Annotated in this window: 13 protein-coding genes and 1 pseudogene; 10 read left to right on the plus strand and 4 right to left on the minus strand. The window is 71.2% G+C overall.

Annotated elements, in window-relative coordinates; all coding sequences use genetic code 11:
* Positions 1–116: 116 nt before the first annotated feature.
* The 5 genes from ORI60_RS00520 to ORI60_RS00540 are packed head-to-tail and all read left to right on the plus strand — an operon-like array spanning position 117 to position 4725.
* A complete protein-coding gene (locus tag ORI60_RS00520) occupies positions 117–1241 on the plus strand; it encodes an FAD-dependent oxidoreductase (RefSeq protein WP_266032596.1) in 1125 nt (374 codons plus the stop codon).
* The gene (locus tag ORI60_RS00525) at positions 1238–3013 is read left to right on the plus strand and encodes a CocE/NonD family hydrolase (RefSeq protein ID WP_266032598.1); all 1776 of its coding nucleotides are present in this window, start codon (positions 1238–1240) and stop codon (positions 3011–3013) included. The genes ORI60_RS00520 and ORI60_RS00525 overlap by 4 nt, the downstream gene beginning before the upstream one ends.
* Entirely contained in the window at positions 3010–3495 is a 486-nt protein-coding gene (locus ORI60_RS00530; protein WP_266032600.1) for a nuclear transport factor 2 family protein, read from the plus strand. The genes ORI60_RS00525 and ORI60_RS00530 overlap by 4 nt, the downstream gene beginning before the upstream one ends.
* A gap of 22 nt (positions 3496–3517) precedes the next feature.
* Positions 3518–3832 carry an NIPSNAP family protein gene (locus ORI60_RS00535; RefSeq protein WP_266032602.1) on the plus strand — a complete coding sequence of 105 codons (315 nt, stop codon included), beginning with the start codon at positions 3518–3520 and terminating at the stop codon, positions 3830–3832.
* A 32-nt stretch (positions 3833–3864) separates the two neighbouring features.
* On the plus strand, positions 3865–4725 hold the full coding sequence (locus ORI60_RS00540; RefSeq protein WP_266032604.1) for a hypothetical protein: 861 nt from the start codon (positions 3865–3867) through the stop codon (positions 4723–4725).
* 38 nt (positions 4726–4763) lie between these two features.
* Here ORI60_RS00540 and ORI60_RS00545 read toward each other — a convergent pair whose 3' ends face one another.
* Both ORI60_RS00545 and ORI60_RS00550 read right to left on the minus strand, forming a co-directional pair.
* Positions 4764–4913, minus strand: a complete 150-nt coding sequence (locus ORI60_RS00545; protein ID WP_266032607.1) for a hypothetical protein — start codon at positions 4911–4913, stop codon at positions 4764–4766.
* Positions 4914–5101: 188 nt separating this feature from the next.
* Entirely contained in the window at positions 5102–5467 is a 366-nt protein-coding gene (locus tag ORI60_RS00550; RefSeq protein ID WP_266032609.1) for a DUF1330 domain-containing protein, read from the minus strand.
* Positions 5468–5673: 206 nt separating this feature from the next.
* On the opposite strand from ORI60_RS00550, the gene ORI60_RS00555 reads away from it, so the two are divergent.
* The 3 genes from ORI60_RS00555 (at position 5674) to ORI60_RS00565 (ending at position 8246) form a co-directional block, all read left to right on the plus strand.
* Positions 5674–6114, plus strand: coding sequence for a nuclear transport factor 2 family protein (locus tag ORI60_RS00555; RefSeq protein ID WP_266032613.1), 441 nt, complete (start codon positions 5674–5676; stop codon positions 6112–6114).
* A 13-nt stretch (positions 6115–6127) separates the two neighbouring features.
* Positions 6128–6799 (plus strand): TetR/AcrR family transcriptional regulator, encoded by a 672-nt coding sequence (locus ORI60_RS00560; protein WP_266032616.1) that lies wholly within the window; start codon positions 6128–6130, stop codon positions 6797–6799.
* 190 nt (positions 6800–6989) lie between these two features.
* Complete coding sequence (locus ORI60_RS00565) at positions 6990–8246, plus strand: PHB depolymerase family esterase (protein ID WP_266032618.1); 1257 nt, start codon at positions 6990–6992, stop codon at positions 8244–8246.
* Here ORI60_RS00565 and ORI60_RS00570 read toward each other — a convergent pair.
* A pseudogene (locus ORI60_RS00570) lies at positions 8231–9666 on the minus strand (amidase). The gene ORI60_RS00565 and the pseudogene ORI60_RS00570 overlap by 16 nt on opposite strands.
* Positions 9667–9859: 193 nt before the next feature.
* Between ORI60_RS00570 and ORI60_RS00575 the strand changes: the two are divergent.
* Both ORI60_RS00575 and ORI60_RS00580 read left to right on the plus strand, forming a co-directional pair.
* Complete coding sequence (locus ORI60_RS00575; RefSeq protein ID WP_266033900.1) at positions 9860–10450, plus strand: TetR/AcrR family transcriptional regulator; 591 nt, start codon at positions 9860–9862, stop codon at positions 10448–10450.
* A 20-nt stretch (positions 10451–10470) separates the two neighbouring features.
* Positions 10471–12417, plus strand: coding sequence for an ABC transporter ATP-binding protein (locus ORI60_RS00580; RefSeq protein WP_266033902.1), 1947 nt, complete (start codon positions 10471–10473; stop codon positions 12415–12417).
* Positions 12418–12490: 73 nt separating this feature from the next.
* On the opposite strand, the gene ORI60_RS00585 is transcribed toward ORI60_RS00580, so the two are convergent.
* Complete coding sequence (locus tag ORI60_RS00585; RefSeq protein ID WP_266032621.1) at positions 12491–12754, minus strand: UBP-type zinc finger domain-containing protein; 264 nt, start codon at positions 12752–12754, stop codon at positions 12491–12493.
* Positions 12755–12769 lie beyond the last annotated feature (15 nt).

Consider the following 12769-nt stretch of genomic DNA (forward strand, 5'->3'; position numbering starts at 1 on the left):
ACTTGCGAAATGCCTCCGTACCATAGTTGCACTGGTGTTAATCCGCAGTGGCTCCTAGCGTCGGGGACGTCGGAGGAGAACTCGGTGGAAACCAGGGACATGACGGGAAAACGACTGTGACGCGGGCTGTGGTGATCGGTGCCGGAATCGTGGGACTGACGACGGGACTCGCACTGCGGCGAGCCGGGACCGACGTGGTGATCTGCGAGCAGGCGCCGGAGATCCGCGCCGCCGGGGCCGGGCTGGGACTCTGGGCCAACGCGCTGGCGGTGTTCGACGAGCTCGGTGTCGGCGAGCAGGTGCGCGCCATCGGCAAACCCAGCGAGATGTACTTCCACGACCAGGCCGGGCGGCTGCTCGACACCCCGGAGTTCGGGGTCGAGGACCACCGGTACCTGCTGGTGCACCGCGCGAAGCTGAACGAGCTGCTCGCCGATGCCGTGGGACGCGAGAACATCCGCCTGGACACGGGCTTCCGCGAGTACGAGGAGCACGCGAGCCACGTCGAGGTCCGGTTGTCCGACGGCACCGCCGAAGAGGCGGACGTGCTCGTCGGTGCGGACGGGACCTACTCGGCGGTGCGCGCGCAGCTGGTGCCGGGCACCCCGGCGCAGGAGCACGCGGGCCACCACGCCTGGCGCGCGGTCATCCCGGCCGCTGGAGTCACCGTGCTCCGCAACCGCCTGATCCTGGGCACGAACGGGTGCCGGGGCGGCTACGTGCGCACCCACGACGGCAACGTCTACTGGCTGGTGAACCAGTTCCAGTCACCGCCGCTGACCGGCACCCGCAAGCAGCAGGCCCTGGAGCGCGCCCGCCACCTCGAGGACGCGGGCGAGGACGGCGTCCTGACCGACCTGATCGAGGCGACGCCGGAGGAGCTGGTCCTGCACAACCAGATCATGCTCGTACCGCCGCTGCCGCACTGGGTCTCCGCGCGGGTCGCGCTCGCCGGGGACGCGGCACACGCGATGTCGCCGCACATCACCGCCGGCGCGACGCTGGGCATCGAGGACGCCGGGCTGCTCGGCCACCTGCTCGGGTCCACCGGCGACGTGGCCGCCGCGCTCGCCACCTACGAGGCCGTCGAGATCCCGCGGTACGCCCACGTCGCGGAGCTGTCCGCGGCGGTCGAGCACGCGCCCACGCCGCAGGAGTTCGCGCGGCACTACGCGGCGTTCAGCCACTGGATGATCACGCAGCAGCCCCTGCACCTCGCGGTGGACCAGGTGCGGGCATGACGTTCCGCGTCGACGTGGACGTGGCCGTGCCGATGCGCGACGGCGTCTCGCTCGCCACCAACGTGTGGCGGCCCGAGAAGCCAGGACCGTTCCCCGTGCTGCTGGTCCGCACCCCCTACGGCAAGGACGACGCCGGAACGTACGGCAACCCGAAGCTGCCGGACGTGTTCGCCTTCGTGGGAGCCGGGTACGCGGTGGTGGCGCAGGACGTCCGCGGCACCTCCCGATCGCCCGGCGTGTTCGTGCCGAACGTCCACGAGGGCCGCGACGGCGCCGACACCCTGGCGTGGCTGGTGGAGCAGCCGTGGTGTGACGGCGCGGTCGGGATGTGGGGCGGGTCCTACATGGGGTTCACGCAGTGGCTCGCGGCCGTGCGCGACGTACCTGGACTGCGGGCGATCGCGCCCGTGATGAGCTCCGCCGACCTGTACGGAGCGCCGTGGTACTCCCCCGGCGGCGCCTTGTCACAGGACGCCGTGCTGACGTGGGGCACGCTGTCGGCTCTGCGCACCCTGCGGCGCGAACTCGACGAGGGCCGCGGCGACCCGGCCGACGTGCGCGCGCTCCTGTCCGGTCTGGAACATCCGAGGCTGCTGCACGATCCGCTGCCGCTCACCGGGCGGGACGTGATGACGCGCCACCTGCCGTGGGTCGGCGAGGTGCTCGCTCATCCGGAACGGGACGCGTTCTGGCAGGAGGTCGCCGCGATCGACCGCTGCGCCGCCATCACCGTCCCCGCGCTCCAGATCGGCGGCTGGTACGACGTGTTCATCGGCGAGACCATGCGGTCGTACACGACGATGCGCCGCCACGGCGGCAGCGATGCGGCCCGCGACGGTCAGCGGTTGGTCGTCGGCCCCTGGTCGCACGCCGACGGCACCGACCTGGGCACCTACCCCGACCGGTCGTTCGGGCTCGCGGGCAGCATCAAGGCCGCCGACGTCACCGGCGAGCACCTGAGGTTCTTCGACCGCTCGGTGCGCGGGCGGACGGACACCCCCGGCGACACCCACCGGGTCCGGATCTTCGTGATGGGCGTCGACGAGTGGCGCGACGAGGCGGACTGGCCGCTGCCCGACACGAGGTACACCGACTTCTTCCTCGCCGGTGGCGGCCGCGCCAACACCGCCACCGGCGACGGCGTCCTGACGCGCGACGCCGCGGTGACCGAGGCGACGGACACGTTCCTCTACGACCCGCGCCGCCCGGTACCGACCCTGGGCGGCACCGTGCTGGCCGGCGCGCCCGGCGCCCACCCCGGCCCGGCCGACCAGGCGGCGGTCGAGGCACGAGACGACGTGCTGTGCTTCACCACCGCCGTCCTCGACCGCCCGGTCGAGGTCACCGGCCACGTCACCCTCGTGCTGCACGTCTCCAGCTCGGCCGCGGACACCGACTTCACCGGCAAGCTCGTCGACGTGCACCCCGACGGCAGGGCGATCCTGCTGTGCGAGGGCGTCCAGCGCGTCCGCTACCGCGACTCGCTCACCGAGCCGGCGCTCCTGGAGCCCGGCACGGTCTGCGAGCTGACCGTCGACCTGTGCGTCACCTCGAACGTCTTCCTCGCCGGGCACCGCATCCGGCTCGAGGTCTCCAGCAGCAACTTCCCCCGCTACGACCGCAACACCAACACGGGCGGGCCGATCGCCGCCGGCACCGAGGACGACCTGGTCGTCGCGGTCAACCGGGTGCACCACGGGCCGTCCCGGCCCAGCCGCCTGGTGCTGCCGCTGATCGAACGTCCCCGGACGGAAACGGAGGTGCGGACGTGAGCACACCGGACGAACTGGCCGACCGGGCCGCCATCGCCGAGGTCGTTGCCGGCCTCGCGCACGCGCAGGACGACCGGGACTGGACCTCGCTGCGGCGGCTGTTCGCCGACGAGGTGCTGCTGGACCTGTCGACCCACCACTTCGGCAGGCCGCCGACGACCGTGGCGGCCGCCGACCTGGTCGAGCTCGCCCGCGGCACCCTCGACGGCTTCGACTGCACCCACCACGCCGCCTCGACCCCGCTGGTGCGGCTGGCGGGCGACGAAGCCGAGTGCCGTGTGCACGTGGTCGCCTACCACCACGTTCCCGCAGCTCCGGGCGTCGTCGACTTCTGCACGATGCGGGGCTTCTGGCAGTTGACGCTGAGCAGGCTGCACGGCCGTTGGCTCATCACCCGTTGGGCCGTACGGCGGACCTGCCCGTGGGAGGGGTCTCCGGACGTCTACGCGCTCGCCGCCGCACGGACCGCACCCGAGTCCTGACAGCCGCCCAGGAGGAGCACCGATGTTCTACGAGATCCGCACGGAACACGCCCGCGCCGGCTTCGGCGCGGAGCTGGCCCGGTACATGGACGACACCGTCATCCCGCTGCACCAGGAGAGGGGCATGACGGTGGTCGGGTCCTTCACCGCGATCGACGACGAGGACAGCTTCGTCTGGATCCGGCGCTTCGAGGACGACGCGGACCGAGCCCGCGTCCTGGAGTCCGTGCACAGCCATCCCCGGTGCGCGGCCGTGGCCGACACCGTGTCCGCGCTGGTGGGCCGGACGGAGACCACGGTCCGGCTGGAGCCGACCTCTCGATCCGGGCTCCGCTGAGGTCTCGTGGCACCGAATGCCACAATGGACGAATGGCACTGGGATACGCACTCGCTGTTCTGGCGACCCTGGCGTCAGGCAGTGGCTCGATCCTGGCGTCCACGGGTGTCCGCCGAGCGGGTGCGTACGGCGGCACGTCCCTGGATCTCATCGCACTCCGGCGGCAGTGGCTCTACTTCCTCGGTCTCGGCGTGGACCTGCTGGGATTCGCGTTCGCGGCCGCGGCGCTGCACCGGCTGCCGCTGTTCCTCGTCCAGTCGATGCTCGCGTTCAGCGTCGGCGTGACCGCCACGATCTCCGTCTTCCTGGGCTCCCGCCTCGGCACACCGGGATGGGCCGCGCTGGGTGTCGGCGCGACCGGGCTGATCCTGCTGGGCGTGTCCGCCGAACCGGGCCCGGCGCAGTCCCTGCCACCGCAGTGGCGCTGGGTCCTCGTGTTCATGGCGGTTCCGGTGGCGGCGATCGCCCACTACGCCAGGCACCACAACCACGTCTGGGCGACGGTGGCGCTGGCCTTCGGCGCCGGCGTCTCGTACAGCATCGTCGGCATCTCGGCGCGCACGCTCGACTTCCCGGACGAGGTGTGGCGGCTCGTCCTGGAACCGGCGGCGTGGGCCATCGCCCTCAACGGTCTCGCCGCGGCGGTGGTGTTCGCGATGGCGTTGCAGAAGGGCGGCCCGACGTCGGTCACCGCGATCATGTTCACCACCAACACGGCGCTGTCGTCGGCGGTCGGACTGATCTACCTCGACGACCGCGTCCGCGACGGGTACGTGACCGCCGCGGCCGCCGGGTTCGTCCTGGCGATCACCGGAGCGATCGCCGTGGCGCACTACGCGGCCGACACCACGCAGAAGGACCACCCGAAGACGCCGGCAGGCGTGCGGTCGTGAGCCGCCCGCGCACGGGTGGTCGTGACCCGGCCTGAGCGTCAGGCCGTCTCGGTGGCGTTCTGCGGCGTGTCGGCCGGCTCGCGGAACAGGCCGGTGTAGGACCGCTGGTCCTGATCGGGCGCCGAGTGGGGCGTCGTGTCCAGGTGGTCCGTGTCCGGGTGGCTGAAAAGGCCGTTCTCTGGCTGCATGATCTCCGAGTTTCTCCGCGTCCTGTGCGTGCTCACGGCGAGCAGTGCTGGAGCTGACGCACGGCGCTAGGGGTCCGGGAGAACTGACGAACGCAGTCCCGGCTACCCCCAGGGTACAACCTCGCTCACCGGCGCGTCGCGGCTCACCGCGGCGGGAAGTCCCTTGTGGACTTGGGAGCCGGGGTGGATCAGGCCCAGGGGGTGGTGGCCTGGAGCACAGCCTCGGTCAACGCGGCCGTGCGCAACCTCGTCACCTCCTGGTAGGCGGGGTCGGCCACCATGCGGCTGAACGCGGCCCGGTCCGGGTAGCGCACGACGACCACCGCGTCCCAGCTCTGCCCGTCCTCGGCCACCAGTGCGGTGGAGCCGGTCCCGGCGTAGAGGATCTCACCGCCGTAGCGGGGCAGGAACGTCTCGCGCAGGTGACGCGCGTACTCCCGGTAGGACTCGGCGCCGCCCTCGGCGAACCGCAGGAGGTTCAGCATCACCACCGGGCCGCCCGGGTCCTCGGCGAGCAGTCGTTTCAGGTCGGCACCACGTGGATCGACGGCCATGGGCACAGCATGCCTTCCGGCTGCGCCGCGCGCATCGGTCGAACCGCCCGTTCCGGCTCCTTGCCGTGTTGGGGGGGCCCCGCGGGGACGGTAAGTACAGGGGTGTGGCGAAAGGTGTGGGGGGACCCGGCCGGCCGCGTGCCCTTCCGCCCCCACGTCGCGCTCCCCCGCCCGCCCCCCCCCCCCAAAACTGTGGAAGAGGACCCATGACCACGCTCGAAGATCGCGCCGAGCTCATCGAACTGATCAGCCGGTACGCCGACATCGCGGACCTGAAGGAGTTCACGACCCTGCCCGGCCGGGTCTTCACCGACACGCCCACGCTGGACTTCGCCTCGGTCACGGGCATGCCGGAGATGACGATCCCGCTGACCGACTACGCCGAGGCGCTTCGCGCGTCCTTCGCGCCGTTCAAGGCGACGCACCACGCCATCACCGGTCACGTCGTCGAGATCGACGGCGACACCGCGCGGATCCACGCGCACGTCCGCGCGGAACACTGGCTGCCGGACGCCGACCGCTGGCTGGTCGTCGGCTTCTACGACAACCAGGCGGTCCGCACGCTGGACGGCTGGCGCCTGACCCGTGTCAAGCTGACCGCGATCCACCAGGAGAACCAGCCCGACCTCGCCGCAGTGACCAACTGAGGAGCACAGCACGATGCCGCGGATCCGAGCCGCCACCATCGAGGAACACCACGAGAGGGTGTGGGCCGACCTCACCGAGGCGGTGCGGCGGCTGCTGCTCGAACGCGACTACGACTCGATCACCATGGGCCACATCGCGGCCGAGGCCGGTCTCGCGCGCAACACCCTCTACAACTACGCAGCCGACAAGAGGACGCTGGTGCTGGAGCTCGCGCGCCGGGCGAGCCGTCCGCTGACCGAGCAGGTGTCCGCGATCGCCGCTCGGTCGCGGGAGCCGGCGGCGGCGAGGCTGCGCGAGATCGTCGAGGTGATCCTGTCGGGGTCGACGACCAACGCGATGCGGCTGATGTTCCTGCCGAGCTCCAGCCCGATGGTCGCCGACCTGCCGGACGGGCGGGACAACCCGTTCACCGCGCTCGTCGCCGAGGTGGAGAAGGTCGTCGGGGACGGCGTCGCCGGCGGCGAGTTCCGCGGCGTCGACGACGTGCGGCTCACCGTGGAACTGCTGTCCGGCGCCATGCGCGCGGGATGCGACCGCATCAGCAGGGATCCGGCCTCCCTCGCCGCCACCGTCCGCGCGGCGCAGCAGATCACCCTCGCGTCGATCAGCATCGACACCGCGTCCGCCGGCATCGACACCGCGGCGGACAGCACCCCGCATCACGGGGATCAGGCATCCCGGTGATGCCCGGCAGCGTCCCGCGGGGCCACGACCACAAAGGACGGTCGAGGCCCCGCGGGTCGTTCGTCGAACGCCTCACGACTCTCGTTAGTCGAAACTTTGACGACCGTCACCAAAGTGAATAGCTTCGCACTCCGGGAGGATCCGAAAGCCTGACCGGAGGTCGGTTGTGATCACGCTCAGAACACCCCTCATGGCCGTCTTGACTGCCGTGCTCACGCTTGCCGGTGTCGTGGCGGCGACACCGGCGTCCGCCGCGTCGCTGGTGGAGGTGACCGGCTTCGGCGCGAACCCCGGCGGGATGCGCATGCACGTCTACGTGCCGGACACCCGCCCTGCCAGGCCGGCGATCGTCGTCGCCATGCACGGCTGCGGCGGCTCCGGCCCCGGCTTCCACTCGGGCAGCGAGTTCAGCTCCCTCGCCGACCGGCACGGGTTCGTCGTCATCTACCCGAGCGCGCAGCAGGAAGCCGGGTTCGGCAAGTGCTTCGACACGTGGTCCGACGCGGCGAAGCGGCGTGGCGGCGGAAGCGACCCGGTGTCGATCGTGTCGATGGTGACCTACGTCCAGCAGCTCTACGGCGGCGACCCGGACCGGGTCTTCGCCACCGGGTCGTCCTCCGGCGGCATGATGACCAACGAGATGCTCGCCTTGTACCCGGACGTCTTCAAGGCGGGCGCGGCGTTCATGGGCGTGCCGTTCCACTGCTTCGCCAACGCCGCCGACTACCCGCCCGGCAGCAGCAGGTGCACCGGCGGCGGTGGCCTGAACCGCACTCCGCAGGAGTGGGGCAACCTCGTCCGGCAGGCCTACCCCGGCTACACCGGCCCGCGCCCGCGAGTGCAGCTGTGGCACGGCACCGCGGACACGCTCGTGCCGTACTCCCTGCTGCGGGAGGAGATCGAGCAGTGGACGGACGTGTTCGGCCTGAGCCAGACACCGACGTCCACCGACACCCCGCGCGCCGGCTGGAACCGCAGCCGATACTCGGACAAGGTCGAGGCGTACGCCATCCAGGGCGCCGGGCACAGCCTGCCGTCCGCGGGCATGGCCGCCGCGGCCCTGGAGTTCTTCGGCATCACGGGCGGCGGCGACCCGGACCCGCCGGTCCCGGGCACGTGCAGCGTCAAGGCCACCGTCAACGCCTGGAACAACGGCCTGACCGCCGGCCTCTCCATCACGAACACCGGCACCGCTGCGATCAACGGCTGGTCCCTCGCCTTCACCCTGGCAGGCGGCCAGACCATCACCTCCGGCTGGAACGCCACCTACTCGCCGTCCTCAGGCCAGGTCACCGCCCGCAACGCCGGCCACAACGCCACGATCGCGCCCGGCAGGTCCGTCGACATCGGCTTCCAGGCGGCGCACACCGGGAACACGGCCGCCCCGTCCTCGTTCACCCTGAACGGGACGACCTGCGCCACGAACGCGCCCTACCGCGGCGCCTGAAAACCGCCGGTCACCTGTTCGAGCAGTTCGGCCAGCCGCAGCGAGGTGCGGTCCTCGAACATCGGGCCGATGAGCTGCACCCCGACCGGCAGGCCCTCCGGGGACCGGCCCGCGGGGACGGCGGTGGCGGGCAGGCCGGGCATGGTGGCGAGGCCCGCCCACACCAGCTGGTCGAAGTACGGGTGCTCGGCGCCGTCGACGTCGAGCACCCGCACCAGCGGATCGGGGCTGTGGTCGTGCGGGAACGCGGGCGTCGGCGTGACCGGGCACACCACGGCGTCGAACTCGGTGAACAGCTGCCGCCAGCCGTGGCGGTGCACCTCGCGGCGGCTGTTCGCCTCCATCCAGTCGTGGTGGCTGCACGTCATGGCGCGCATCCGCACGGCGTCAAGGCTCTGGTCGTCCGCGCCGGCTCGCGGTCGCTTGTGCGCTTCGACGGGAAAACGCGCGACGGAGCCCGACACCAGCAACCGCATGTAGAGCGTCGCGGCTTCGGTCAGATCGGGCAGCAGCGGACTGTGCCGTGAGACGTAAGCGCCGCTCTCGGAGAGTGCGGCGGCCACCCGGTGCACGCCCGCCCGCACAGCGGCCCCGGTCGGGATGAGCGGGTGCTCGTCGAGGACCAGGACCCGGAAGTCGCGGAGCCGCTCGTGGCGGGAGGCCGGCAGAGCCAGGTCGTACGCCTTGCCGAACGTCAGCGGGTCCGGTCCGGCCATGACGTCGAGCAGGAGCGTGAGGTCACGGGCGGTGCGCGCCATCGGCCCGACCACGGCGAGGTCCAGGTCGACCGGCAACGCCGGCTCGGACGGCGCGACCATGCCGCGGCTGGCCGCCAGTCCGAGCGTCGGCTTGTGCGCGTAGACGCCGCAGAAGTGAGCGGGGGTGCGCAGCGAGCCGCCGATGTCCGAGCCGATGGACAGCGCGCCGAACCCGGACGCCAGGGCCGCGGCCGAGCCGCCGGAGGACCCACCCGGCGTGCGACCGCGGTCCCACGGGTTGGTGGTGGTGCTGTAGATCTCGTTGAAGCTCTGGACGTCCTGCAGCCCCAACGCACGTTGGTCTTGCCCAGCACCACCGCGCCCGCGGCCTTGAGCCGGGACACCTGCACGGCGTCCTCGGCCGGCACGTGGTCCCGGTGCTGCGGCATGCCCCAGGTCGTGGGCAGTCCCGCGATGTCGTACGACTCCTTGACCGTCACCGGAACGCCGAGAAGCGGCCGGTCCTCACCCCGTGCACGTGCCAGGTCGGCCTGGCGTGCGGCAGCCCGCGCACGGTCGAAGTCCGGCACGCAGATCGCGTTGATCACCTCGTCGTCGCGTTCGATGCGGGCGATCGCCTCGTCGGTCAGGTCCACTGACGTCACCGCGCCGGTGCGCATCGCCACAAGGAGTTCTTCGGCCGGGTGAAAGCTCCATTCCATGAATTCGACGCTATTGACCTGCTGCGGAGGACACGAAATCGCGTTTCGCAACACCCTCTCGAGCAAGTCGTGCAGTGATCAGAGGTTGAAGGTGAACACCCGCGGGACCCTTGCTCGTTTGACGGAGTGAGCACTCACTCCGCAGTATGGGTGCATGACACCAGCATCGGAGACCCGGCGGAGAGCGCCGAGCATGAGCGCCGAGGACCGGCGCGCGATGATCGTGCACGCGGTGCTGCCGCTTCTGATGGAGCACGGCGCGAACGTGACGAGCAGCCAGATCGCCCGCGCCGCCGGCATCGGCGAGGGCACCGTCTTCCGCGCGTTCAAGGACAAGGACGAGCTGTTCGACGCCTGCACGGCCGAGGCGCTGAAACCCGACCACGTGCTCGACGCGATCGCCGAGATCCCCGTCGACCAGCCCCTGGAGGACCGGCTAGTCGAGGCCGCCGAGTCGCTCGGCGCCCACCTCGAACGGATGGGCGCGCTGATGGGCGCGCTGCACGCCTCCGGCCGGGGCAGGCACGGCGACGCCGGACAACGCCCCGACGACCAGCGCCGCACCTGGAAGGGCGGGCGCCGCGAGTCGATGGCCGCCATCAGGGCGGCGATGGTCGAGCTGTTCACGCCGGAGGAGGACCGGCTGAGGCTGCCGCCCGAGCAGCTCGCCGCCCTCTTCCTGACCATGCTGTTCGGCGGCCGCCGGCTGGCCCCGGACGTCGACGCGCCGACCACGCGCCAGATGGTCGACTTCTTCCTGCACGGCGCTGTGGAGGCTGGATGATCCCGGGCGGTGGGGGCGGCATGGAGTTCGTGCTGGCCCGGCGCGGCCGCCGGCGGCGCGCCACTACGGTGCCGGACAGCGGGCTCACCGGACCGGTGGACATCCCCGAACCGAAGCAGGAGGACGGCCCGAAGGACCTGCGCTCCCGGCTGAAGCGCGTGCGGACGTCCGTGGCGGGCACGGTCCGCGGCCTGCCGAAGGTCGCGAAGCTGACGTGGCAGGCCAGCCCGGTGCTGACCGTCCTGCTGGTGCTGATCACGGTCCTGTCGGGGCTTCTGCCGACCGTGACCGCGTACATCGCGAAGCTGCTGCTGGACTCCGTCGTCGCGGCGATCCAGCAGACCGGCACCACGGGTGACATCGCGAAGGTCGCCCTGTTCCAGTTCGGCGTGCTCGCCGCGACCGCGGTCAGCGGCGCGCTGACGTCGATCGCGCAGGCGCTGCTGCAGGAACGCATGACGCTGACCATCCGCCACCGGGTGATGGCGCACGCCAGCGACCTGCACCTCGCGTACTTCGAGGGCTCGACGTCGTACGACATGATGCGCCAGGCCGCGCAGGAAGCGCCGACGCGGCCGCTGTCCATGATGAACTCCGCGCTGGGGCTCCTGCGGACGCTGATCACGTTCACCAGCATGATCGCGCTGCTCGTGTCGATCAGCCCGCTGCTGGCCCTGGTCGCGCTCGTGGCGCCGATCCCGGCGTTCATCTCGCAGTCGCGGTACGGCTCCCGCGCGTTCTGGCTGACCTTCATGATGTCGCCGATCAAGCGGCGGATGGACTACCTGTCCTCTTTGGTCACGACGGACACCTACGCCAAGGAGACGAAGCTCTTCGGGCTCGGCCCGTACTTCGTCGACCGGTTCCGCCGGCTCGGCACGGTCTCCTACGAGCGGCAGCGGAAGCTGACGATCAACCGCAACGTCAGCTCGACGTCCTGGGGCCTGCTGAGCACGCTCGCGGGTTCGGCGATCACGTTGTACATCGCGCTGGAAGCGGTCGGCGGACGGCTCACGCTGGGAGACCTGGCGCTGTACACCGCCGCCGCGGCGTCCGTGCAGACCTCGGTGTCCGGGTTGTTCACGGCGTTCTCGGGGATGTACGAGAACAACCTCTACCTCGACACGCTGTACCGGTTCCTGGACACGAAGCCGGAGATCACGGCACCGGCGTCACCGCGGCCGATGCCGTCCGCGGTGGAGGGTCACATCGAGTTCGAGTCGGTGACCTTCAGCTACCCCGGAGCCGAGGAACCGGCGCTGGACGACGTCAGCTTCGAGATCCGGCCCGGCGAGACGGTGGCGGTGGTGGGCCGCAACGGCGCGGGCAAGTCGACGTTGTTCAAGCTGCTCTGCCGGCTCTACGACCCGACCGGTGGCCGCATCCTGCTCGACGGCGTCGACATCCGCGAGTACGACCCCGTCGAGCTGCGCACCCGGATCAGCGCGATGTTCCAGGACTACGTGACGTACCAGGGCACGGCCGCGGAGAACATCGGCCTCGGCGACCTGACGCGGCTCGAGGACCGGCCGCACGTCGAGGACTCGGCCCGCCGCGCCGGAGCGGACGAGCGGATCGAACGGCTGCCCCAGGGCTACGACACCCCGCTCGGCCGCTGGTTCGACCAGGGCGTCAGCCTGTCCGGCGGCGAGTGGCAGAAGATCGCGCTGGCCAGGGCGTTCCAGCGGGAGGCGCCGATCCTGGTGCTCGACGAGCCGACGTCGGCGCTCGACGCGCGGGCCGAGCACGACCTGTTCTCCCGGCTGCGGGAGCTGTCGGAGGGCCGGACGACGCTGTACATCTCGCACCGGTTCTCGACCGTGCGGCAGGCCGAGCGGATCCTGCTGTTGGAGCACGGCAGGGTCGCCGAGTACGGGACGCACGAGGAACTGATGGCGGCCAAGGCCGGGTACGCCGAGCTGTTCACGCTGCAGGCGCAGGCCTACCTGGACGAGGTGCCCGGCTGAGCCGTTCCTCGCGCGGTGCGGTGACCGGAGGGACCTCGGGTGAGCGGGGTCCACACCGGTCACGCGGCGGAGCTCACACGACGGTGTTGTCCACGAAGCACCAGCGCCAGGTCTCCCCCGGCTCGAACGAGCGCATGATCGGATGCCCCTCGCCGGCGAAGTGCTTCGAGGCGTGCTTGGCGGGCGAAGAGTCGCAGCAGGCGACCTTGCCGCAGCCGAGGCACAGGCGGAGGTGCACCCAGCGGCCGCCCTCGGCCAGGCAGTCCTCACACCCCTCCGGAGTGGTGGGTGCGGGCTCGGGCCCCAGCTCGGCGACGTGCTGGCAGGTAGTGGTCACGGCCAGACGGTACCT

This window comes from Lentzea sp. NEAU-D7 (genome assembly GCF_026242055.1).
GTDB lineage: Bacteria > Actinomycetota > Actinomycetes > Mycobacteriales > Pseudonocardiaceae > Lentzea.